The organism is Endozoicomonas sp. G2_2 (genome assembly GCF_017744135.1).
Lineage (GTDB): Bacteria > Pseudomonadota > Gammaproteobacteria > Nevskiales > Salinisphaeraceae > Salinisphaera.
In genome coordinates, this window is sequence record NZ_JAGHQU010000002.1 from 181,948 (window position 1) to 205,675 (window position 23,728).

Sequence of the window (23,728 nt, forward strand, 5' to 3'; positions counted from 1 at the left end):
TGGCAGATAATGCCTTATCGGCACGTAGGGGGGCTGATGGATGACGATGACCCACATCGCGTATGACGCGCGGATAGCTTTCGCGTTGCGACTCTGGGCTACCCAGCTGATGCGGGCACGGTCGTGAGCGGCTCGAGGGTTATAGCGGAATACGCGCCGACGCCCGCGCAGGAGGGAATGATTCTCCAGGCGCACGCGGCACCGGATTCCCCAGTCAATGTCGCGCAGTTCGTCATTCGGGTCGACGAGCCCCTTGACCAATCGGCTTTTGCAGCCGCATGGAAGTCGTTAATCGTCCGCCACGAGGCGCTCCGGACACGTTTCATCTACCGAGCTCGCGGCAGCGCACGTCAGCTCGTACAGGACAGCGTCGAGTTGCCACTGCAATGGCATGACGCGAGAAATTGGTCGCAGGCCGAAGTCGATGCCTTCGTCGAAGCCGACTTTGAGTCACCTATAGATTTATCTGTAGCGCCGGCGTTTCGGTTCGCGGGTTTGGAACTTGGCAACCGGCAATGGTGCGTGGTTTGGTCATTTCATCATGTGCTGATGGACAGCCGCGGATTCGTTCTGCTGGTCGATGAGTTCTTCGAGCATTACGAAGCGTTTGCGACCGGCCATAGTGCGCCCGAGCTGGCGCCGCCGCGATCGCCGCGTGAGTTTTCCGAATGGCACCAAGCGCGCGATGCAGAGCCTGATCGCCAGTTCTGGAGCGAATATCTGCGTGGCGTGAATCGTATGCCGCCGTTGCCGGGCGCATTTGCTGCCGGCAGCGCTGAGCAGTTTTCAGCGCCCGGGACGGCGCGGGTGATACGCCGGATGGCGCCCAACGTGAGCGCGCAACTCGCGCAACTGGCAGACGAACGGGGTATTGGCGGGTCGGCGCTGGTCGAGGGGCTATGGGCCATTTTGCTCTGGCGGCATACCGGCGAGGCCGATGTGGTGTTCGGTGTGACCCGCACGGGCCGTACGGGTGGCGTGCGTGATGCGGGGAGTGTGCGGGGGCTTTTTATCACCACAACGCCGTGTCGCGTGAAGGTCTCGCCCGAGATGTCCTTAAGAACATTCCTGCACGCGCGGCGCCAAGACCAGCGGCGCACGCATCCGCATCAGCATCTCGGCTTGCTGGAAATTCAGCGCGCGGCTGCCACTGGCCGGGGATTGCTGGATTCGCTTGTTCTCTACGAGCATCGAACGGTCGATGCCGCCTTGACCCCTCACAAACGCGGCCACGCCTGGGACTTTCATTTTCGTGGCCATACCGGTTATCCGCTGACGCTGTTTGCTTACGGCGGCGATCAGATGATGCTGGAAATGGAATACGATCCGCAGCGGTTCGACGAGTCGACAGCCAACACGCTGGTAGACCGTCTCGTCGCGCTCGCTGAATCGGTGAGTTGCCAGGGCGCGGATGTGCCGCTAAGTGCGCTCGAATGGCTGGCGCCGGCTGATCGCGTGCGGCTTGTCGAACGATGGCAGCCGCAACCCACGCCGTCGCCGCAAGCGCGCATGATTGACGAGGTCGTGGCTGCACACGCACAAGCGCAGCCCGATGCCGTCGCCTTGTGCTGCAGTGGTCGCGAACTGAGTTATGCGGGACTCGATGCGGCCATCGACCGATTGGCTGCGCGTCTGGCCGCGGCCTCGGTTCACCCACGTGACCGTGTCGCCATCGTGCTGCCGCGTTCGGAGCAACTGGTTATCGCAGCACTTGCGGTGCAGCGTGTGGGTGCGGCCTACGTGCCTTGTGATCCGACACATCCTGTATCCCGGTTGGCGCGTGTGTTCGAGGTGGCCAAACCGGTGTGTGTCATCGCAATGCGTTCGGTCGTGGACCGGCTGCCTGACAACGCGCCATCGATAGTCGAGTTGGACGGAGCGGTCAGCTCTACCGATGATGCAGAGCACTTTGCCCGGCCAGAGCGGGCTGTCGTATCCGCCAGTGATGCGGCCTATGTGATTTTCACGTCGGGGTCGAGCGGGCTGCCCAAGGGCGTGGTCCTGACACACGCCAACGTGATGAATTTTCTGCACGGCATGGTGCAGCGCCCGGGTATCGGCAAGGCAGACCGCTGGCTCGCCGTCACCACGCTGTCTTTCGACATCGCCGTACTCGAGCTGTTTGGCCCGCTCATGACGGGCGCTCGCGCGGTGATTGCCCAAGACGACGACGTAGTCGATGGTATGCGTCTCGCGCGCCTGATCGACTCGGCCGGCGTCGATCATTTGCAGGCCACCCCGTCCGCCTGGCGGCTATTGCGTATGGCGGGCTGGAGTCCGCCTGCGGGTTTCGTCGGATTAGTCGGCGGTGAGCCGCTGGACGCAGCGCTGGCAGCCGATCTGCTCGGCTCGGCAGCGGACGGCTTTGCTTTGTGGAACATGTACGGTCCGACCGAAACCACGGTCTGGTCCACGTGCGAGCAGATCGTTGCGAGCGACGATATCGGGATCGGAACACCCATTGCCAACACTCGCTGCTATGTGGTCGATTCGGACGGCGCGCTCGTGGCACCCGGCGTGGTGGGGGAACTCTATATCTCGGGCGCCGGTGTCGCCGCCGGTTATCTGAACGACGCCGAGCGTACCGCGGCGGCATTCATTGATTGGTCGCCGGGCCACGGGGTTGCGCCGGAGCGTACTTATCGCACCGGCGATCTGGCGCGTTGGCAGGCTGGATCGGATGGCGGTGGCCGGCTGATGTGTCTCGGGCGTAGCGATGACCAGATCAAATTGCGCGGCCATCGGATCGAACCCGGCGAGATCGAGACCGCCATGACGGCGCATGCGAGCGTCGAGCAGGCGGTCGTGAAACTCGTGGGCCACGAACCGCCGCGGCTGGTCATCTACTTGCGCCTGAACAGTGCGTTCGACGAGTATGCCCTGCGCGCGCACGCGAGCGAGCGGCTGCCGGCGATCATGTGTCCGAGCGTGTATATGCCGGTTGACACATTTCCGCTCACAGCGAACGGCAAAATTGATCGGCGAAGTTTGCCGTTGCCGGATTCTGCGGGCGAGCTGGCCGGTAGCCTGCGCTTCGTTGCCCCCCGTAGCGAAACCGAAAAGACCCTCGCAACAATCTGGACTCAGGTGACTGGCGCAGTCCGTCCGGGAATCGACGACAGTTTCTTCGATATCGGCGGGGACTCGTTGTCGCTGGTGACCGCACGCGGGCAAATCGCTGAGTATTTTGGCGACGCGCCCTCGATCGCAGAGCTCTTTCAATACGCCACGATTCGGAAATTGGCTGAGCGGCTGGACGGCCGAGCCGATAGTTCTTCACCCGCTTCAGCGGAAACGGACGACCGGCGCGAAAGACGTCGCCAGGCCCAAGATCGACGGATCGCGATCATCGGCATGGCCGGGCGTTTTCCGGGCGCGGGCGATGTGTCTGCTTTTTGGGTCAATCTGGTCGCGGGTGTCGAATCCATCACCCATTTTGATGCAGATGCATTGCGCGCCCACGAGCTCGATATCGACACGCTCATGGCGCACCCGGATTTTGTGGCCGCCCGCGGTATACTTGATGATATCGAGTATTTCGACGCGTCGTTCTTTGGCTTTACGCCGCGGGAGGCGGCATTGCTCGATCCGCAGCAGCGGCTATGGCTGGAAACCGCCTGGTCGGCGCTCGAACAGGCCGGCGTGGACCCTGCACGCCAGGGTGCGGACGTGGGTGTGTTCGCCGGCGCAGGCTACTTGGAGCCTTATCTTCTCTACAATATATTGCACGATCGCGCCCAGATCGACGATCAAGTACGCTTGCGTGGCGTCGAAAGTTTCGCCGCCATGGTCTCGAACGACAAGGACTATCTGCCGACCCGAACAGCCTACAAGTTTGGCCTCACCGGCCCGGCAATCAACGTTCAGACGGCATGTTCCACGAGCCTCGTCGCGGTGCATCAGGCCTGCCTGAGTCTGCTTGCAGGCGAATCACGGCTGGCGATTGCAGGCGGCGTCTCCATCGGCTTGCCCCAAGAGCTCGGGTATTTCGCCCAAGAAGGCGGCATGGCGTCCCAAGACGGCCATGTAAGAACGTTCGATGCAGATGCCTGCGGCACGGTGTTCTCCAGTGGCTTGGGAGCGTTCGTTCTCAAATGCTATGACGATGCAATCGCCGATGGCGATGACATTCTTGCGGTAATCCGTGGCAGCGCCATCAACAACGACGGCGCATCCAAGATGAGTTTCACCGCGCCCAGCCCGGCGGGGCAGGCGGCCGTGATCCACGCCGCGCAAAAAGCCGCGGGGGTGACGCCCGACGAGGTCGGCTATATCGAAGCGCACGGCACTGGGACGCCGCTCGGGGATCCGATCGAGGTCGAAGGTTTGGCGATGGCGTGGCGCGAGGGCGGTGCCACGGGCGCGCCGGTATGGCTGGGTTCGGTCAAACCCAACATCGGCCATCTCGACTCGGCGGCTGGCGCAGCGGGTCTGGTCAAGGTGGTGCATGCGGTACGCGAAGGGCAGCTGCCCGCAACCCTGCATTACAGGCGTCCCAATCCGCGCATCGATTTTTCAGCGACGCCGTTCACGATCGTCGGCGCGCTCACGCCGTGGCCGGCCCAGCCTGATCGTCCGCGTATTGCCGGCGTGTCCTCATTCGGCGTAGGCGGCACCAACGCGCATATTATTGTGTCCGAGCCGCCGCCCCGGCCTGTGAGCAGCGTACCCCCTCGGGCGCCGCAGCTGCTTATCTTGTCCGCGAAGACGCCGACCGCACTTGCGGCGCGTTGCACGACGCTGGCCGAGTGGCTGAACGCGCACCCGGACGCAGTGCTAGCTGACGTAGCGTGGACGCTGGCAGTCGGGCGCGCACAGATGCGTTATCGCATCAGTTTGGTAGCGGCGACGCCGGCCGAGGCTGCCGAAGCCTTGGCTCGTGCCGCACGCCGAGCTGCGACGCGGCCCGCGACCGAATCCGACGCACCGCCGATACTTTTTGTAATGCCAGGCCAGGGTGCCCAGCATCCGGGGATGGGGCGCGCGCTCTATGACGTGCCCGGCGTCTTCCGGGATACAGTGGATCGTCTCGCCGGATACCTAGCGGAACCGCTTGGGCTCGACCTGCGGGAGCTGATTTTTCCGGCACCTGCCGCGCAGGCCGTAGCAGCGGACCGGCTGGCCGATACCGCCATCACCCAGCCTGCAGTCCTCGTGATTGAACTGGCGCTGGCCTATCAATGGCGCGCATGGGGGATCGAGGCACAGACGCTGATCGGGCATAGTCTTGGCGAGTTTGCCGCGGCCGTGCTCGCGGGCGTATTTACCGAGGCCGACGCATGTCGGCTGATTGTGACCCGCGCACGCCTCATGGCGGCACAGCCCAGCGGTGCGATGCTGGCGATACACGCCGCGCCCACACAGGTTCAAGCGCATCTGGATGACAGCGTAGAGATCAGTGCGATCAACGCGCCGGAATTATGTGTGGTTTCCGGCGATCACACGGCGATCGATGCGCTCGACGATCGTTTGCTGACGGCAGGTCTCCGAACCACCCGGCTTGCCACGTCGCACGCCTTTCATAGCCGCGCCATGGCGCCTGCGATGACCGCGCTGGAAGAGGCCGTGGCGGCGGTGTCTCGCGCGCCGGCGCAACGCCCGATCATATCCACGCTCACTGGCGCCGCGTTGACAGCCGACGACATGAGCGCGCCTGACTACTGGTCGCGCCAGATGCGCGAGGCCGTGCGTTTCGCGCCGGCCATCGAGGCCGCGCACGAAAGCCTTCGCCCGGTCTTTCTCGAATGCGGGCCCGGTGGGCAACTCACGGCTGCCATCAGCCAGCAGCACGCCGCCGATTCGCCGCCGGTCGCCATCGCCAGCCAACCAGGCGCGCGCGATGACACGCCGGCCGACGTGGCGTTACTTAGCGCACTGGGCGCGCTCTGGCAGGTGGGCGTAATGCCCGACTGGCGCGGGGTGTTCGGCTGCGAGCAGGCGCCGCGCCTGCGCTTGCATCTGCCGACCTATCCCTTTGAACGCCAGCGCTACTGGATCGACCCGCCGAATCGCGTGTCGCCCGATGTCGCGTCTGCCATGGAATCGGCTATGTCCGCCAGCCCGCCTCCCGAGACCGCCATGCCTGTACCCGATCGTCTGCCGGAACTGCGCGAGCAGCTGAGAGTGCTGTTCGAGGATCTATCGGGTATCGATATATCGGGGGACGCGGCATCGCGAACATTCGCCGCACTCGGCATGGACTCGATGTTCCTGACCCAAGTCGCCGCCGAAATTTCGCGCACATTTGGCGTACGCGTGAGATTTCGCGACCTGCTAGAACGTGTCGACACGCTGGGCGCGTTGGCGGCACATCTGGACAACGAAATGCCGGCGGCTGCGCCAGTAGCGCCGCCGACGCAGGAGCGACCCGAGCAAGCACAACCGCCGACGATGGCACAGTCTGCGGCCGCATCGCAGGCCGACATGCCCGCGAACACATCACCGTCGCTGTCGTCGGCCGCGCCGGCCAGCAGTCAGACCCATCAACTTATTGAGCAACAGCTCGCTGTGATGCAGCAGCAACTCGCACTGCTCGGGGCGGGGTCTTTGCCGGCAGCGCCCACGCCGCTCCCGTCACCGGCGGCAAGCTATGCCGCGCTGCAAGCCCCAGCACCCGCGGTCGTCGGACCGACAGGGCCCGCGGTGCAGGCACGCCTGCATGACCGGCAACAGGGCGGGCGGACAACCGCCGCCAACGGCCGCTTCGGGCCATACACCGCTGTCGCAACGGGCGCCGCTGGGGCGTTGACTGCGACCCAACGAGACTTCATCGACACATTGACCCTCCGCCTGAACGAACGGACACCGTCCTCGCGCGCGCTCGCCGAGAGCGGTCGCCGGCACTTGGCGGATCCGCGGCATATCGTGGGTTTTCATCGTGATTGGAAAGGCCTGGCCTACCAGATCGCGATGCGTGCCAGCGACGGCGCGCACGTCACCGATATCGACGGCAATGACTATGTCGACCTGACGATGAGCCTCGGTGTGGCGTTTCTCGGACATGGCCATCCGGCCGTTCGCAAAGCAGTGCATGCGCAGCTCGACCGCGGCATGGAACTGGGGCCACAGGCTCCCGCGGCCGCGCGCGTGGCCGAACGGCTATGTCGTTTGACCGGACACGAACGCGCTACTTTTACAACCACCGGCTCCGAAGCGGTCATGGCAGCACTACGGTGTGCCCGTACCGTCACCGGCCGTCACAAAGTGGTGTACTTCACGGGTGATTATCACGGGACGTTCGACGGCGTGCTCGGCCGCGCGCACGTGGCCGACGACACGCTTAGCACGCGCCCGGTGGCGCCCGGGATCACGTCGGCGTCGGTCGACGACGTGATGGTGCTCGACTACGACGCGCCCGATTCACTCGCGATCCTGCAGGAACAGGCCGATCAGATTGCTGCGGTACTGGTGGAGCCGGTACAAAGTCGCCACCCGAACCGACAGTCGGCGGCCTTCGTCAAGGAATTGCGGCGCATCACGGAGCAGGCCGGTGCGGCACTCATCCTCGATGAGATGATCACAGGCTTTCGCTGTGCGCCGGGCGGACTCAATGCCCTCTGGGGGGTGCGCGCGGATATGTGCACCTACGGCAAGATCCTCGGCGGCGGCCTGCCGATCGGTGCGATTGCCGGCGGCGCCCGCTGGCTGGATGCGATCGACGGCGGCAGTTGGGCCTTTGATGACGACTCCATGCCCGAAGCGACGATGACTTTTTTCGCCGGCACGCATGTACGCCATCCACTTGCCATGTCCGCCGCGGAGGTCGTGCTCGAATGGATCGAGACGGACGCGGGTGCGGCACAACGCGCGCTAGATACTGCGACGGGCGCGTTCGCCGCACGTGTCAACACGGCCATGGAAGCGCGCGGGGTGCCGCTTCGAATCCTGCATTTCTCCTCCTGGTTTCGGTTTGATGTGCCTGCCGATCAGCCACTTGCGGCACTGCTGTTTCCTTGGCTGGTCGCGCATGGCGTCTACGTGCGCGATGGCGCGCAGAACTGTTTCTTCTCGATTGCACATACCGCGCAGGACATCGCGATCGTCGAAAACGCGATATTAGCCGGCGTGAACGCACTCGTGACGGCGGGCGCACTGCCCGGTACGATCCAAGCCACAGCAACGCCTACTGCACTGCCGTTCGGGTCAGGTTCTGCGCGCCTGGAGGTCGGAGAATCCATACCGCTGATCGAGGCGCAACGCGAAATTTGGCTGGCGCTACAGGTGGATCCGGCGGTCGCACCCGCCTACAACGATGTCTCGCGACTTACGCTGGACGGGCCGCTGGATCACGATGCGTTCTCCGAGGCAGTCCACGCGGCAGCGGATCGCTACGAAGCGCTGTCGTTGCGCTTCGCGGCGGACGGCGAATCTCAGTATCGGGCCGACGCGCGTGTCGTGCAGCTCGACTGGATCGATCAACGAGAGCACGCGCAGCCGCAGGCAGCGGCCAACGCGGCTATCGAGGCCATGAGCAATCGCGTGCCGGACATCACGGATGCCGATACAGCGCTGCTCGGCGTCACCGTGCACCGCGTCGCGGCAGACCGTCATGTTATCGGCGTGATCTCGCATCATCTGGTGTGCGACGGCTGGTCGTCGATGCTGTTCTTCCGTGACCTGGGCACGCTGTACGGCGCATACGTGGAAAGTCAGAGTGCGAACCTGCCCGAGCCGGCGGCTTTCTCGCAGCATGTCGCACGGCTGTTGGCGCGCGATGTGGCACCTGATCTGGCCTGGTGGCGGGCCCTCTATGCCACCGCACCGCCGGCACTGACCCTGCCGACACGGGCCGCGCGCCCAGCGTACCGACTGGCGGCGGGGCACACCGCAAGACATGCGCTTGCGGACGAACTGGCTGCGCGGATTGCCTCCCTTGCAGTTGAGTGTTCTACGACGCGGTATGCGCTTACATTCACCGCGTTTGTCGCACTCATAATGCGGCTGTCCGGGCAGAACGATATTGTCGTGGCCATGCCGGTCGCCGGTCAGGTGCTCGAAGGCGAAACCGAGTTGTTTGGTCATTGTGTACAGACTCTGCCGCTGCGATTGACGGCCCTCGAAGACGCGCGGTTCGTCGATCTGCTTGCGACCGTGCGGCGCGTGATCAGCGCAGCCAGCGATCATGCCGGGGCGACTTACGGCCAGATCGTGCGCGAAGTCGCAGCCAAGCGCGATCCATCGCGTCTGCCGTTGGCCGAAATCGTATTCAACTGCGCGCCGGATGATGGCCCGCCCGTTCTGCCCGGCCTGGAAAGCGCGGTCGATAATCCGGTGAAGACCGCGACCCAGTTTGATCTGCATTTCGACCTACAAATCGGCGCCGACGGGTGGGTTATCGACTGCGATTACGCAACGGCTCTCTTCGATGCCGACATGATCGCGGATTGGCTGAGCGACTACGCGGCCGTGCTGTCGGCTGTCGCAGATGATGTCGAGATTCCAGTCGCGACATTGCCGGTGCGCACGGGCGTGCGCGACGATCCGGGCGCGCGCTTCAATTCGGCACCGTCAATTATTGATCCGGACGTGGATTTAGTGGCCGGATTACGCAAGGTCGCGTCAGAAAGGCACGACGCCGTTGCAGTGGCGCATGAGACGGGCGACTGGAATTACGCCAGGTTGGACAGCGCATCGGACTGCATTGCCGCAGCACTCGACGAGCGCGGAGTATCCCCCGGCGATCGGGTCGGGCTGTGCGCGCGCCGTACACCGGCGTTGATCGCCGGGATGATCGGGATCCTGAAAGCCGGCGCGGCTTATGTGCCGATGGATCCTGCGTATCCGATCGAGCGACTGGCTTTCATATCCGAGGACAGCGGTATTAAGTTGATTCTTGTCGACGACACGGAGATAGCGCTAAGTGATGTTGCCACGCTGACGCTCGATACCGCGATGGCGGTAACTGCTCAGTTACCGAAGCCTGCCGTCGATATCGAGCGCGAGGCCTATGTGATTTACACCTCGGGCTCGACCGGTCGGCCCAAGGGCGTGTCGGTGCGCCATCGCAATGTGCTGGCGCTTTTGGCCTGGTCGGAAAGCGCGCTGGCAGACGACGAGATTGCCCGCATGCTCGCGGCTGCCTCCATCTGTTTCGATTTCTCGGTGTTCGAGTTGTTTGTGCCGTTGTACCGCGGCGCGACCGTTGTGCTGGTAGAGGATCTACTGGCCCTGGTTGCCCCGTTGCCGACGCCTCCGACCATGATCAGCGGAGTGCCTTCGGTGCTCTCGACCTTGCTGCGTCATGTGGAACTGCCCGCATCGGTTCGTAGCGTCATGGCAGGCGGAGAGCCGGTACGCCGCGAACTGGTGGCACGGCTTGCAGACCAACCGGGTGTGACCCGCGTGATGGAATGTTATGGCCCGACGGAGGCAACGGTGTTCACGACCGTGAGCGAACGCCACGTCGACGGGCCCGACACGATCGGCGCCCCGATTTCCGGATGGCGGGTTCAGATCGTGGACGAGCAAGACCGGCCCGTCCCCGTGGGTGAGTTGGGCGAGCTGCTGGTCGGCGGAGCCGGTGTCGCGGCGGGCTATGTCGGCCGCCCTGAATTGACCGCCGAGCGCTTTGTACCGGATCCCGAAGGTGGCGATGGCGCGACGCGTTATCGAACCGGAGATATGGCCCGGTGGCGCAGCGATGGGCAGATCGAGTTTGTCGGCCGTGCCGATACGCAGGTCAAGCTCCGCGGTTTTCGTATTGAACTCGGCGAAGTCGAGGCCGCACTCACCGAGCATCCGGCGGTGGAAGAGGCCGTGGTGTCGGTGCGGGCAGCGAGTGAGGGCGATGATCAGCTCGTGGCTTGGTGGCAGCCTGCGAGCGGTCATGCCGGGATTGAATCGGCCGTGCTTCGGCGTTATCTGCGCGAACGCCTGCCGCTGCACATGGTGGCCCAGCAGTTCGTCGTCCAGAACGAATGGCCACGCTTGTCGAATGGCAAGATCGATCGCAAGACGCTTGTCGATCCGTTCGAAAACGGCGCGGCCGAAGCCGTTGTGGATGCGCCGGGCACACAGGCATTGGCTGACGTCACCGCGCTCTGGGCGGACGCGCTGGGTCACGCGGTATCGCCGGCGCCGGAGGACACGTTCATCGATATCGGCGGGCATTCTCTACTTGCTGTTCGCGCGGTGGCTGCGGCGCGTGAACGTTATGGTGTTGAGGTGCCGGTACGCGCCATGATGCTCGATAGTCTCGGGCAACTGGCCATGCGACTGGCGACTGCCTTCCAGGACGCCGCCGAGCCCGCCGTCGTATCGTCCGAGACCGAACACAATTCTCGCCTTGTCGACGCCCAGGTATCAGCAGAAACGACCGGCGACGATCAGGCGAGTACGCCGGCTGGGCGCAGGGATGCGCGCGGCGGCCTAATCGCGCGCATGGGTTTTTCGCGGCGCTCCTGACGTGACGATGGTTCCTTTTTTCTTTGGGGAACGCGCGTCGCTCTACGGGTCGTATCATCGACCGCCCGAGGGCGCCTCGGGCCCGGAAACCGCATTGGTGATTTGCCAGGGCATCGGCCACGAATACATGCGTGCCTATCGTGCTTGCTGGCAGATCGCAGAAGCCGCGGCGGCACGCAATGCGCACGTGCTGCGCTTCGATTACCGCGGTACGGGCGACAGCCATGGCCGCCAGCACGATGCCAGCTGGTCCGCCTGGATCGATAGCACGGTTGCAGCCATGGCGTGGTTGCGCGAGACGACCGCCCTGACGCATATCCGAGTTCTAGGTATGCGCGCGGGCGCCCTGATCGCGGCAGCCGCCGCCGCAAGGGATTCGGAGCGTCAGCGCGTGCTGTTCTGGGATCCGGTGGTCAACGGCGAGGCTTATCTGGGCGACATCGCCGACATGCACGAAAGTCAGACGCGAAATATGAATCGCTATCGCCCGCGTAGACATCATCATGCAGAACGGGGCGCCGACGAATATCTCGGTTTCCATTGGCCCGAGGCGGTGGTCGCCGGAATTCGAGACGCAGACCTGATGGCCTACGCCGCGTCTCGTATCGATGATTGGCACTTGGTATTGAGCGACGGCGAGCAGGCGCCGGCACTGGCGGAGTCGATCACCGCGCGTGGCGGGCATGTCCTCGATTTGCCAGAAACAATGGACTGGGCCGATATACGCGCCCAGTACCGGCGCGTTGCGTTGCCGCGGTCTACCCACGATGTGCTCAATCTGTTGCTGGCCTGACATGCACGAAACGCCGCAGGTCTTTGGTCACGAGTCGCATCTGGTTGGCGTGCTCTGCGCGCCGAACGCCGATAACCGTTCCGAACGGCCCGGCGTGCTTTTTCTCAACGCCGGGCTCGAGCACCGGGTGGGCCCGCGCGGGTTGTCCGTCGCGGTGGCCCGGGCGTTGGCCAACGCGGGATTTGCCAGTCTGCGTTTCGATTATGCGGGCACGGGCGAGAGCCGTAAGCCCCGGCGCCCGTTGGCCGCTGATCGCGCGGCCGAACTGATTGCAGAATGCGCGGCGGCGGCTGAATTGTTACGCGACCGTTCCGGCTGTCGCGGCGTCGTGCTTTTCGGGCTGTGCAGCGGGGCCGACGATGCCCATCGTGTCGCGCTGGCCGATGCCGGAATTGAAGGAATGGTACAGGTGGATGGCCACGCGGCGATCACGGCCGGCTTCAAGATGCGCTATTTAGGCCACCGCCTGGCGTCACCGCGACGCTGGCAGAACTGGTTTCGGCGCGTATTTTCAGCCGCTGACGACAGTGATCACGCCGTGATCGAGGGCGTTGACTTCTTTCAGATGCCCGACCGCGATACGTTAGCGCGAGATTTGTCGACGCTGGTCGATCGAAATGTGCGCCTGTTCTATGCCTATTCGGGCGCTACCCACAGCTACTACAACTACGCAGGACAACTACGCCGCGCTCTCACGGATGTCGATCTGGGCACCCGGCTCGAAGAGCATTTCATCCCCTCGGCCGATCACACGTTTTCACGCAACGCCGAGCGCATGATGCTGATCGAAGCGGTCATCGCCTGGCTTCAAGCCGGCTGGCCGGTCGACGCATGACAATAGGCCGTGCAGACTCCCCGTTCGCCAATCAGACAATGACGGACGAGAATTTCTGGGACCGGCGGTGCGCCGCGACTCATCCGCAGGCGATATCCCCATACTTGCGGCTGCATTTCGAAATCGCTGAACTCGGCCGGCGGTTGGCCGAGTCCGGCGAGGCATTTGTAGGCGGCTTCCTTGGCCGAAAACAGGCGGGCGGCAGCATGGCTGTCGGTCAATGCCGCACACTCGGCCTGTGTGAATACGCTGCCCCACGTCGACAGGCTCAGCGTGCGTGGGCCTTCGATATCGATACCCAGTCCGGCGAGCGCTGTCTTGCGTGCGACAGCCGCGGCGACCACGCCGTGCGCGTGCGTCAAGCTGCCGACTACGCCGTCGGGCCAGTCCGGCCCTGCACCGGGCGTGGCGCCCAGCGCCTGCACGGGTCGGCCGAGGGCGGCCAATGCGTTACGCGCAAGCACCCGGCCGCTGGCAAATTCGGCCCGACGCGTCTCGACCGCGCGAGTTATCAGGCGGGCTTCGATCGTCGGCAGCGGCCCGGCCGCTACGATAGGCCCCGCGCGCACGATCACGCCGGGTGGCAGCAGGCCAAGAATGATGTCTTCCAGAGCGCGATCGCGTGTCATATGCGTATTGTCGCCGGTCTACGTCTCGAAAGGCAGCGGGTTTCATGCTGAAGTGGTTGTCGTCTTCTTTGGCCGATGCGCTGGGCCGCATACTGCTCAAGGTGGCCACGACGGTCGTGTTCGCGCATTGGCTGTCGCCGATGGTATTCGGACGCGCCTCACTGACGATCGTGATCGTAAGCCTGCTCGCGATCTTCGTCACCGCCCCGTTCGAGGAATCGCTGGTCCAGAGGCGGCTCATCTCGCGCGTTCATTTCTCGGGGGCGCTGGCGGTCGTCCTTGCGGTCTCGGTGGCGCTGATGGCCGCGACTGGCGTGGCTGCCGTCTGGATCACCGAAGTCTGCCCGCCGGGTAGCGAGACCGTGACCCTGGCATGGCTTGTCGCGGGATTCAGCCCGATTCTGCTCGCCCACGCCGGTGTCGCGATCTTTACCGCGATGGCACGCCGCCATCAGGCGTTTGCGCGTATCGCCTGGTCGAATCTCGTCGGAGACGTGACCGGCACGATTGCCGGCCTGCTGCTGGTGTTCTCGGGTGTAGGGGTATGGTCTCTGCTCGCGGTGCGCCTGGTATCGCGTTTCGTCACGTTGATATGGCTCGTGGTAGACAGCCCTGTGCGCATCGCGCCCGGCTGGTCGCCCGGACGACTTGGCGAACTCTCGGACGTCGCCGGTTGGTTTTTCGTAGCGCGCTGCGTGGACAAGGCAAGCGATGCTGTTTTCCAAGGTTTGGTGGCACGTCTGTTCGGGCTCGAAGGGGCGGGTTATCTGAATATGGCGCTGCGTATCATTGAGCCGGTACGGGGGCCGACAGCGTCGGTCAGTCACAATATCGCGATGTCGTTTTTCGTCCGTGCACAGCACGCGCCGGAACGCCTGCGTGCGGCCGTGGCGAGTACGGTGTCGCATACGGCGCTGGTGTTGATGCCGGTGTTTCTTGGGCTCGCGGTGTGTGCGCCCACGCTGATCGCGCTGTTGGGCGGTGCGAAATGGACCGCCGCCGGGCCCATCGCAGCCGGTCTGGCGCTGGCCTGTGTCATCGGTGCGACCACGCATTTCTTGATGACAGCACTGGCATCACGTGGACAGGCACGTCTGTGCTGTCTGGCCCTCACGTGGGAACTGATCTGGATGGCCGTTGCGCTGATCGCACTGCATCCGTTGAGTTGGCCGGCCATCGGCATCGCGCGGATCGTGTCCGCTTGCGCGCTAGGCGGTTTCTATCTCGCCGTTGCGCGCCCCGTACTCGGCATCGATCGCCTAAGTTTTGTGCGCTCGGTGGTGCCGTCCTTGATCAACGCGTCGATCATGGCGGTCGCTGTTTTCGGGGTCGGTGAACTGACGCTATTGGCCGATTCGTCTGTGCTACGTCTGATCGCACAGGTCGCCGCGGGTGTTATGGTGTATGGCGGCTTGGCGCTGGCTTTTCAGCGCGCGCTGCTGTATTCCATTCTGGATGTGCTGCGCAGGCGCAAATCAAAGGCGTCCACGTCCGTATTCAGCGCGGCTCAGGATCAAGGGTGATCCGCACCGCCAGGCCACCGACCCATTCGCGATAGCCGAATTCCGGCTGGTTCGACTCACGCACGACCCGTTGGGCACTGGCGATGATCGACAGTTGGCGCCGGGGCCGCCAAGTCAGATCGAGCCCGTAGTCCCGGACCTTGTCATTACGGCCGTCAATGGCGGTCGAGGTCCGCTGGTAGTCGCGACGATCCCAGGCCAAGTGCCCGGTGACGTTGATTGCCGGGCTGTATTCCCAATTGAGCTCGATGCGCGCGCCGCGATTGCGTAAGGCGTTGGCGTCGACATTGTCGGCGGAATAGATATCTTGCGATACGGCAACGCTGAGCTGGGTCTTCGCGGAGATATCACGGATATAAGCAAGACGGCCGGTCGGCGAGGCGTAGTCTTCGGACTGGCCGCCCCGGTTGTTCCGGCTGGCGTAGCCGGCCCGGAGCTGTACGCGTGACAGGCCGGAAAAACGCCAGTCCAGACGTCCGAAGGGCTCGTGCTGAACGAAGCGTCGCGCCAGTGGATCGTCCACGTCGCGTTCTGGGTATTCGCCGTCGATACGCTCGACGCCCGCGGTCAGTATGGCGCCCGGCGCGCCGATATATTGGAGTGTGAGGCGTGACTGGACTTCGTTGCGATTGAAGCGGCGCTCGGTGTCGAGCGTGTGTCGACGTTCCAGATAATCGACACCGGCGCCCACCTGCCAATGCGGCGTCATAGCGAGCGCGGTTTCGAACCCCGGATTACGGACCTGGATGAAATCCTCGACGCGATTGCTGCGGTTCTCGAACCCGGTGAGCTCGCGCGACCTGTTGTAGTACAGCTGTCCTCTCAGCGCGTTGCCAACGGCATAGTTCCAGACGAAATTGCCGTGATAGGCGTTGTGATTGAGCCGCGTGTTTGTGGCGTAGCTGATACGACTGAGATCGATATGCAGCGACAGCGACTGACGCGACATGCCCCAGCGGGCATCGACGCCGATGGTGGCATGACGGCGCGTATCGGCGGCGCGTGAGGCCTCGCGGGCTGCGTACAGATTGGTGTCGCGGCTGACGCCCGTTTCCACATACGGTGACAAACGCAACTCGCCCGAGCGTGCACTCCAGGGAAGCGCAACGACCGTGGCAGCGAGGATATATCGGAACTCAATAAGCCGCACGATCGCGGAATATCAGCGCGACGGTGCGCAATATGATGTAGACATCGAGTCCGGGAGACCAGGTCCGAATATAGCGGAGATCGAATTCGACGCGCCGCTGCATGCATTCGAGCATCCGGACTTCGCCGCGCAGGCCGTTGATCTGGGCCAGTCCGGTCAGACCGGGGCGTACCTTGTGGCGCAGCATGTAGCGTTCGATCAGCCCGCGATACGCTTCGTTGTGCTCGATGGCATGTGGGCGCGGACCGACCACGCTCATGTCGCCTCGCAGCACATTCCAGAATTGCGGCAGTTCATCGATCGAGGTGCGGCGCAGCAGGCGTCCGATAGGCGTCACGCGCGCATCGTCCCGGGTGGCCTGGGCTACGGTGTCGTCGGATTCATCGACGTGCATGGTGCGGAACTTGTGCACAACTATACGCTGGCCATCCAGGCCATAACGCTGCTGCGCGAACATCACGGGCCGCCCGGATGTCAGCCAGATCAGGAGCGCGATTACAAGGAATAACGGCGCCAACGTAATCAGTACGCCGCAGGATAAAAGAATATCCATGAGCCGCTTGAGAACACCGTCGGCGCCGAAAAAGGGTGTTTCGCTGAAAGAGAACACCGGCACGCCACCGACTTCCGCGAACTGCAGATGGTCGGTCCGGAACAAGGGCGAAGCGGGCATGAAATAGATCGAGGCGGTGGTATTACCCAATTGGCGCACGATTTCGGCCGCACGGTCCGCACCGTCCAGAGGCAACACAATAAAAACGACATTCACGCGATGAGCATTCACGTAATCCACCACCTCATCGGTGCCGCCGAGTACCGGTTCATCATTTTCGGTATGACCGACACGTTCTGAACTGCGATCTTCAAAATACCCCAGCAGGCTGAACTTCGGCACCTCGAGATCGCTCAATACATGGGCGAGACGCTGCGAATCGGCACTCACGAAAACGATGACCGCGGTTCTCGATTTCATCGAGCTGGGGAAATATCGGAAGAACAGATAACGGATGACGTGATGCGCGCAGATGAACAGAATCGGCGTCAACGCTAGCCAAAGGAGGATTACGCCCCGCTCGAACTCCCCGGTCTGGCGCGTGATGAAACCCAGGAAGACGAAACCGGTCGCGCACATCGCCCAGCTCATCATCACGCCGGTGCCGATCGAACCAGAGCGGCCCACATGCCAGCGCCAGAGCAGGCTGTAACGGCCGAATACGATGCCGATCACAATCAGCGCGATGACCGCTAGTTGGCGGTCGTGTTCACTGGTGCCCTGATCGGAAAAAGCGGAGATCAGCAGCAACAGCGCCGTGCTTAGTGCCCCGTAAGTCAGCCCGTTGAACAACGGCGCCGAGAAGGTGCGGCCGTTGAACTTCATGGCGAGTGCCGCACGCCGACAAGATGACGCCGGGCTGCGCTGAATGCTGAACGCGGTAATGCCGCAAGTTGGCGAAGCTGCCAGCGGCGCAGATTCGCACGAAATTCGGGATCTGGATAGCGCTTGGCGCCCTGAGCTGCTGCGCGGAAATAACCGGCGATGATCAGAAGACCACCGACCACATAAGGCCAGTCGCGCATCCGATAAAGACCGGAGGCCACCGCATAAGCCGGGTGATAACCCATGAAATGAATGCCGCGCCCCCACCGCATCCGCCCGTGCACGATGCTGACCTGAGATGACCCCATTAACCGATGGTGATGGATGCGTGCTTCGAGATTGGCGATATTATAGGTGCGCCAACCCGTCATGCGCGCCCGGTGAATATCGATACCGTCCCACTGGAGAGTCTGCTCGAACCCGCCGATCGCTTCGAAGGCGGCCCGCCGGTAAAACTTGAACGGCCCGCACACCATGTCGGCGCTCTTGCGTTCCTCGACGTCCCCACCCGGCTCGGGCCTAAAGACACGTCCCGACACCGCAGCGAGCCGGTGTTCACGGGTGAACTCGGCCAGCATCAGTTCGATATAGCGCGGTCCGTAGGTGATATCCGCATCGAGTTTGATGATGTAGTCCCAATCCGCGATGGGTGAAGCCGAGAGCCCGAAGTTGAAGGCTTCGATCACGCCAGAGCCGACATGGCGGTGGCCGCGATCGGGCTTGTCCACGACGGTTATGAAGTCGAGTTCGGCGGCGCGGGTTCGTGCCATGGCAGCAGTGTGGTCGGTCGAACCGTCATTGACGATCACCCAAGCCGTGGGACGAACCGTTTGCGCGGCCATGCTGTCTATCGCGGCGTCGATGAAACGAGCTTCGTCGCGAACCGGCGAGATCACCAGAATCGACGGCCGCGCCGCGCCCTGAAATTTGCTATCAGTCACGACAGCACCCGCTCGTAGGCCGCAAGCAGCTTGGGCACCTCGTGGTTCCAGGCGAGCACGTCCTCTATACGACGCTTACCGTATGCGCCCATTGTTTCTCGCATCTGCCGATCATCGATGAGGGTGAGTATCTGGTCGACGAAATCGCCACGATCCCCCGGACGCGCATACAGGGCAGCATCGCCGGCCGACGCGCGACCTTCGGTCAGATCGTACTGCACGAGCGCTTTGCCCAACGCCATGTATTCCAGAATCTTGTTCATCGTCGACTGGTCGTTCATGTCGTTTTTCGGATCGGGGCTAACACAAATATCGGCAGAAGACAGCACGCGCAGCAGCTCGTCACCGTCGAGACGGCCGGGGAAATCCACGTAATTACCAATTTTTAGCGTGTCCGCGAGCGTGCGGAGCCCCGCCAGCGACGGCCCGAAGCCAACCAGGCAGAATTGAATATCGGTGCGACCACGCTCATGCACGATATTCGCCACCATATGGAGTAGATCCTCGAGGCCTTCCTGTTCGCCCATGACACCCACATAGCCAACGAGATACTCGCGGCCTCGGCGTAGCGATGGGTCAGTAAGCAGGGGTCTGATTCGCTCGAGATTCGGGCCGCTGCGCACCACGAATACATCGTCTTCGGCCATCCCGCCGCGAGCACAGGCGATGCGCTTGAACGAATCGTTTGTGGCAATCGACACTTTCGCCAATGCGAAGGTCGTGCGCTCCAATATCCGCATCAACCGATACATCACACCGCGACGGCCGAATTTGGCCACAAACAATTCCGGGCAGAGATCGTGGTGATCGAACAGGAATCGCACACCGAACGGTCGCGCCAGCGCGGCGACAAGAAAGATCGTATCGGGGGGATTGCAGGCATGAATGACCTGGATGCGCCGCTTGCGGGCGATACGCACCGTCAACACTAGTTGCCAGAATAGTGCGGTGGCATATTCCAGCGGATAGGCCCAGGCGCCTTTAGCTTCCACAGGCAGTGGGTGCCTGTGAATGGCGATACCTTCCAGTTGGACATAGCGCGCGTCGTAGCCCTCGGCCTGCGGGCAGATGATCGATACCGCATAGCCGGCATCCCGCAGCGCACAGGCCTGTTGCCAGACTCGGCGATCGAAGGGCAGGGGCAGATTCTCGACAATGATCAGCACATGCGCACTTGCCGACCCGTTATCGAGCGGCCGTCGATCGTTCATGCGTGCATCCCCGTGGTCACTGATCGGCACTCGGTTCGCGCCGTTGGCCGGCCTGTGTTGCTGCGCTGCAATAAACTGCTGCGGTGTACTCTGCCAGGCGTGGCCAGCCACGTTCGCCGTCACCCTCGACTGCGACGTTGCGCCGAACTGTTTCTAGCGCATCGGGGCGGCTCTTGAGCTCTGTTAAACGCGCGGCCAACGTATCGACGTCCACTGGGTTCAACAGAAATCCCGTGCGCTCGTTGTCGATCACTTCCGACAGACCGCCGATACCGCTCGCCAGCACCGCGCTTTGATAAGTCAGCGCCAGCATTAGCACACCGGATTGATCGATTCGGCGATAGGGCAGGACCACCAGATCGGCGGCTGCGAAATAGCGGGCAGTCGCTTCGGCATCGACGCGACGCAGGTCGGCCATTACATCGCTACGGCCTTTGATATCCCGGGCAGCGTCGCCAAACATGTCTTCACCGGCAACAATAAGCTGGATATTGGGATCGGCAAGACGGTCGAGTGCCGCGACCAGCATATCCAGACCCTTGTACGGCCGTAGGCGTCCGAACAGCAGGAGCACGAAAGTGCTGTCATCGATACCGAGCGAGGCGCGTGCGGCAGCGCGTGTCGGGGCCGGACGGGCGCTGAGCGAGAGTGGGCCATGGGCGATGACGTGAACACGCGTGGCTGATACGTCCAATTGCCTGATTAATGTGTCAGCGGTATGACGGGTGTGGGCGATGACGGCATCGACACGACGATAGATCTGGCGGAACAGCGCTTTATCAGTGCTGCGATTCTCATGCGGCAGGCTGTTATGCGCCGTCCAGATCAGGCTGGCGCCGCGCAGCCGGGCGACCAGCAGCAGCGGCCAGTCAAGTATTGGTCGGTGCAGCGCCTGGACATGAAAGACATCCGGACGTTCCCGCCATATACACGCGGCGCTACGGGCCAGGGCGACCAAATGCCCCGCCAGCTGTTGCCAGCGACTGCGTTCGCTATGGGCTGCGGGATAACAGCGGGCCAAGAGCGCGGCGCCTACCGCGTCGGCGTACGCAAAATCCGCACGCACAATGACGCACAGACGCGTGATGTTCTCGCGCGCGGCCAATGCCGCGGCAAGTTCCGTCACATATTCGGCCGGCCACGGCGCATGCATGAGTACCCGCATGAAAGGCCTATCCTTTGCTCAGACGAATGATTGTGACGCGATCGTCGCGACAGCGACCGTCGTCCAGAACATTGGCGTGCACATAGAACAGGGCACCGCTTTCGGACGGTGCGGGCATTGCCCGGGTATGACACAGTGCGGTGCCATCACTCGCGTTGCCTGTGTAGACCGTTTGCCAGTCGCCGGTCGGTATGCCGTGTGTGTCGACTGACCGGCGCAGCACCCTGAGGCCGGAGGCAAACGCCCACTCGTGGCCGCTGTCATCGTAATGTTGTTCAAAAGCCTGTTCCGGCACTGGAACCGGATCGGACCAGTGCTTGTCCGCGAGCCGCGTTCTATAGCGCGGCCCGTGCACCGACTGCAGCGCGACCACGGGGTGGCCGCCGGCGCTCACGCTGATTCGGGCCGGGCTATACAGACCGTCCGGGGCCAGCCGCGCGATACGCGCCGGCGCGACGCGACTCGCCGACGCGAGGTCGATCGGCAGCTCGTAGCGTTCACCGGTGGCATCATAGGCCGTATCGCTGCCGGGCGGCAGATAGGCGTAGCTGGCGAAATTCTGATCCACACCCGAGTCGCCGCGCCGCCACAGCCAAGCCACGTGCATGCCGTTGGATGCGTCGAATGCTAGGCGCATCTGGTAGACCCACCAGCCGGGCTGGCTGATGAACGGTCGGCTGGTATATTCAGTCTGCCCCGGCGGCAGCTGGACATCGTTCCGACCGACGGTAACGTCACCGCCGATCGCGCTCCAACGGCGCGTCTGCTCGTCATAGCGTGCGAGGCCGCCCGAGAAAAGTCGCTCCGACCACGTGCGGGCTGGGCGCACGGCATAGCGGTAGGTCACGTAGAGGCGTCCGTCGCGATCGTTGAAGAACGCGGGGTATGTGACCTGTGTACCCGGGATCGACGCGGTACCAGGCGCGGGGAATTCGACGCGCCGATTCTGGCTCCCCCAACGCGCCTTGGCGGTTACACGCTGGCCTCGAAAAACGAATGTATCAATCGTCTCGGGCTGCGACGAGACCGAATATTGCCAGGGCAGATTATGCATATCATAGGCAACGTGCACGAAGCCGCTCCGATCGAGTCCGATGGAGGCGGCGGTGTGATACGGGTCGTTAGCCGTATCCACGTCGAGCCGATAAGTCTGCCACGCCCAGCTACCGTTATCGCTGCGTACGCCTTTTCGTATGACGGTGTAGAGGCCGAAACTATGAATCGGCACCGGCCGAGCGCCCGGTTCGACGTTGACCGTATAAACTGCCTGCGCGGACACAGCCAAGGGTGTCGCAAACACACTGGCGTTGGCTTGAGCGACGGCGATCGGCGGTAGCACGACCTCTGCCGTGACCTCTGCCATAGCTGAACCAGCAGCCATGCATAGCGCTGCGGCCGGGGCGGCGCGTGCTGCCAGGCTACGGCTGAATAAGGCGTTGCGCATACGCATCAACTTTCCTGATTCGGCGAATCGATCGCACGCAGACGTGCGAGCGCCAGACTGGCGTGAACAGACAGCAGAAACATGAAATGGATCGGGCGGAACAGGCTGGATTCCGCCAGGTTGGCAAGGCTGAGAAAAGCAATGAAGCCGAGCACCCAGGCCGCCTCGGCCCGCCATCCCGGCAGCAGCAGCACACCGCGGCGGATCGTATTGGCGAGAAATCCGATCCCCAGCAGCAGGCCCGGCACGCCCAGCTCGTTAGCCAAGTCTAGATAGCCGTTGTGGGCCTGCCAGAGGACGCCGTAAAGGTTCTGGGTGACCCAGGGCGCGGGGCCGCCGATACCGAGCCAGAACGCCTGGAAGCCGGTGCCGAACAACGGGTGCTTGAGGACTTCCGCATACACTAGACGCCAGATCTCGAGACGCCCGGTGAAGGTCACGTCGCGGCCGACGGCGTTTGCGACCGGGGCGACGATTTCGCGCCAGCCTGGCACGCCGTGGGTAATGAGCACGACGAAAAATATGCTGAGCACAACTGCGCCGAGCGCGAGCGCGCTGCCGAACAGAAGGCCCCGCAACGATATAACCGGACGCAACATCAACCACATCGGCGGCAGCACCGCCATCACGCAAAGCAGCGCCGTGGCGTTGCGCGCCATGATGAGGGTGACCGCGGCCACCGCAGTCCAGCCGATGGCCGGCAGCGGGCGTACTTCGCCGATCGCCAGTCCGTGCATCCACAGCACCATTACCAGGCTCGCAGCCATGCCAAGGTGGTTCTTGCTGCGGGTGATGCCGGTCCAGGCATTCTCGTAGCCCGCGACATGTCCGATGTTGGGCAGGGCGAAAACCACGATGATTGAAAACACGATCAGTGTCGTTAGGCAGGCGCGTGTGTGGCGGCGCAGCCGATCCGGTCGCCAGGCGGCAACCTGGAATGACAGGGCGATCAGCCCTGTGCCGACAAGCAGCACGAGCTTGCGAACAGTCACCATCGGATAATCCGACCAGCCGACACTGAGCACGGCCCAGCCGAGGAACAGCCACAGAAATGGGTCGATCTGGCGGGCAATGCGCAGGGCTACGCCGCGGCGTAGCCAGATCACCAATGCACAGAACAAAAAAGGTGTCATCCATTGCAGACGCCGGATCACGGAGCCGCCCTGCGCATCATTGGACGCCGCATTGCTGGCCCAATCGAGACCATCGGGAAGCAGCGCGAACGCCAGGGTGACCCAGAACAGCACAACGAGCAG

Annotated in this window: 12 protein-coding genes; 4 read left to right on the top strand and 8 right to left on the bottom strand. The window is 63.2% G+C overall.

The window, feature by feature from the left end; all coding sequences use genetic code 11:
* Positions 1-123: 123 nt before the first annotated feature.
* Genes J7355_RS03070 through J7355_RS03080 form a run of 3 tightly spaced genes read left to right on the top strand, consistent with a single transcriptional unit; the run spans position 124 to position 13,031 of the window.
* Positions 124-11,403, top strand: coding sequence for an amino acid adenylation domain-containing protein (locus J7355_RS03070; protein WP_348522990.1), 11,280 nt, complete (start codon positions 124-126; stop codon positions 11,401-11,403).
* A gap of 7 nt (positions 11,404-11,410) precedes the next feature.
* Entirely contained in the window at positions 11,411-12,196 is a 786-nt protein-coding gene (locus J7355_RS03075) for an alpha/beta fold hydrolase (RefSeq protein WP_247739755.1), read from the top strand.
* A 1-nt stretch (position 12,197) separates the two neighbouring features.
* The gene (locus tag J7355_RS03080; protein WP_209059851.1) at positions 12,198-13,031 is read left to right on the top strand and encodes an alpha/beta fold hydrolase; all 834 of its coding nucleotides are present in this window, start codon (positions 12,198-12,200) and stop codon (positions 13,029-13,031) included.
* Here J7355_RS03080 and J7355_RS03085 read toward each other — a convergent pair.
* Positions 13,004-13,660, bottom strand: coding sequence for a 4'-phosphopantetheinyl transferase superfamily protein (locus J7355_RS03085; RefSeq protein ID WP_209059852.1), 657 nt, complete (start codon positions 13,658-13,660; stop codon positions 13,004-13,006). The two genes, J7355_RS03080 and J7355_RS03085, sit on opposite strands and share 28 nt — an antisense overlap.
* Before the next feature lie 44 nt (positions 13,661-13,704).
* Here J7355_RS03085 and J7355_RS03090 point away from each other — a divergent pair, with 44 nt between their 5' ends.
* On the top strand, positions 13,705-15,183 hold the full coding sequence (locus tag J7355_RS03090; RefSeq protein ID WP_209059853.1) for an oligosaccharide flippase family protein: 1,479 nt from the start codon (positions 13,705-13,707) through the stop codon (positions 15,181-15,183).
* Here J7355_RS03090 and J7355_RS03095 read toward each other — a convergent pair.
* The 7 genes from J7355_RS03095 to J7355_RS17635 all read right to left on the bottom strand — a co-directional run bounded on the left by J7355_RS03095 (position 15,158) and on the right by J7355_RS17635 (position 23,719).
* Positions 15,158-16,258, bottom strand: coding sequence for an outer membrane beta-barrel protein (locus tag J7355_RS03095; protein WP_209059854.1), 1,101 nt, complete (start codon positions 16,256-16,258; stop codon positions 15,158-15,160). The genes J7355_RS03090 and J7355_RS03095 overlap by 26 nt on opposite strands.
* A 61-nt stretch (positions 16,259-16,319) precedes the next feature.
* The gene (locus J7355_RS03100; protein WP_209059855.1) at positions 16,320-17,711 is read right to left on the bottom strand and encodes an undecaprenyl-phosphate glucose phosphotransferase; all 1,392 of its coding nucleotides are present in this window, start codon (positions 17,709-17,711) and stop codon (positions 16,320-16,322) included.
* Positions 17,708-18,607: a glycosyltransferase family A protein gene (locus J7355_RS03105; protein ID WP_209059857.1), complete on the bottom strand. Its 900-nt coding sequence runs from the start codon at positions 18,605-18,607 to the stop codon at positions 17,708-17,710. Before J7355_RS03105 ends, J7355_RS03100 begins: the two co-directional genes overlap by 4 nt.
* Positions 18,608-18,648: 41 nt before the next feature.
* Complete coding sequence (locus tag J7355_RS03110) at positions 18,649-19,863, bottom strand: glycosyltransferase family 4 protein (protein ID WP_209059859.1); 1,215 nt, start codon at positions 19,861-19,863, stop codon at positions 18,649-18,651.
* Positions 19,864-19,879: 16 nt separating this feature from the next.
* Positions 19,880-21,028 carry a glycosyltransferase family 4 protein gene (locus J7355_RS03115; RefSeq protein WP_209059861.1) on the bottom strand — a complete coding sequence of 383 codons (1,149 nt, stop codon included), beginning with the start codon at positions 21,026-21,028 and terminating at the stop codon, positions 19,880-19,882.
* 7 nt (positions 21,029-21,035) lie between these two features.
* Complete coding sequence (locus J7355_RS03120; RefSeq protein ID WP_348522993.1) at positions 21,036-22,478, bottom strand: BNR-4 repeat-containing protein; 1,443 nt, start codon at positions 22,476-22,478, stop codon at positions 21,036-21,038.
* Positions 22,478-23,719: an O-antigen ligase family protein gene (locus J7355_RS17635; protein WP_348522991.1), complete on the bottom strand. Its 1,242-nt coding sequence runs from the start codon at positions 23,717-23,719 to the stop codon at positions 22,478-22,480. Before J7355_RS17635 ends, J7355_RS03120 begins: the two co-directional genes overlap by 1 nt.
* Positions 23,720-23,728 lie beyond the last annotated feature (9 nt).

Coding starts and splice junctions, on each gene's coding strand:
- J7355_RS03075 (WP_247739755.1), top strand. CDS start 11,411: ATGGTTCCTTTTTTCTTTGGGGAACGCGCGTCGCTCTACGGGTCGTAT.
- J7355_RS03080 (WP_209059851.1), top strand. CDS start 12,198: ATGCACGAAACGCCGCAGGTCTTTGGTCACGAGTCGCATCTGGTTGGC.
- J7355_RS03120 (WP_348522993.1), bottom strand. CDS start 22,478: ATGCGTATGCGCAACGCCTTATTCAGCCGTAGCCTGGCAGCACGCGCC.
- J7355_RS03090 (WP_209059853.1), top strand. CDS start 13,705: ATGCTGAAGTGGTTGTCGTCTTCTTTGGCCGATGCGCTGGGCCGCATA.
- J7355_RS03085 (WP_209059852.1), bottom strand. CDS start 13,660: ATGACACGCGATCGCGCTCTGGAAGACATCATTCTTGGCCTGCTGCCA.
- J7355_RS03100 (WP_209059855.1), bottom strand. CDS start 17,711: ATGAAGTTCAACGGCCGCACCTTCTCGGCGCCGTTGTTCAACGGGCTG.
- J7355_RS03115 (WP_209059861.1), bottom strand. CDS start 21,028: ATGCGGGTACTCATGCATGCGCCGTGGCCGGCCGAATATGTGACGGAA.
- J7355_RS03110 (WP_209059859.1), bottom strand. CDS start 19,863: ATGAACGATCGACGGCCGCTCGATAACGGGTCGGCAAGTGCGCATGTG.